General features: G+C 58.0%; 1 protein-coding gene. It reads right to left on the minus strand.

The genetic code is table 11. The features are described 5' to 3' along the window. Positions 1 to 878 (minus strand): DUF6531 domain-containing protein (locus tag FEK50_RS24575; RefSeq protein ID WP_240783263.1); only part of this gene is annotated, 878 nt, incomplete at both ends.

The raw sequence follows: 878 nt of genomic DNA on the forward strand, positions 1-878 counted from the left end.
CCCGACACAAAGGTCATGCAGTTTTCGTCCGCGTTACCCGGCGTGCGCACGAGGCTCACTTCATACATCACACTCCAGCCCTGACCAAACATCCCTTCCGTGCGTTCGTCACGACTGCTGTACACGCGCTGCCAGTCCAGCGGAAAGTGGCCCGGCAGGCTGAAGTCGAAGTCATCGTCATCGGCCAGGTATTTGGCCCCGGTGGCGGCATTGACCGGATGCGGAAGGGCTGTGGTGGCCTTCTGCGTCAGAATGCTCATCCCGATACTGGCAGCAAAACAGGCGATTTTAGAAAGCATTTTGCCCGGGCGAAGTAACATCAGCGCCACGGTTGCCACCAGGGTTATCTGCGACTTGCCGCTTCTGATATCCCTGACCACCAGTAACGGACCGCCAATGCGGACATCCGGTGATACAAATTCCCCGTCCCCCGGCTCATTCACCACCCTGGCCTCGCAGGTGCAGCGTGCCCCGCTGCGTGCCGCCGGCTGGCTGTTGATACGCACATCCCGCGCGCCTTCCGCGATATATTCCGCCGCGGGCGGTTCGTCATCACCTTTGAACAGATTACTGATACTACCAGTAACCGCATTCACTCCCTGAAAGGCGGTTTCCAGCATACCGACCGGATTTAACAGGTTAAGTGCCGTTCCCAGAGGGTCATCCAGAAAGGCGGCTTTTTTTTGTGCGAGTAACTGAGTCAGTGAGGAGGGATGTTTATGACAGTCGATTTTATCGTCAGGGGTCGGGGTGGAGCCAGGAGCCGCACTGGCCACGGTGGGCTGCCACAGTTCCGAAACAAAATGTGTCACGCCATCCACCATTTCAGAACGCCCTTCTTCCGTACTGAGCTGGTCGTGCAGCGCACGGGACATCAG

The sequence above is a fragment of the Escherichia sp. E2586 genome (assembly GCF_005781105.1).
Classification (GTDB): domain Bacteria; phylum Pseudomonadota; class Gammaproteobacteria; order Enterobacterales; family Enterobacteriaceae; genus Escherichia.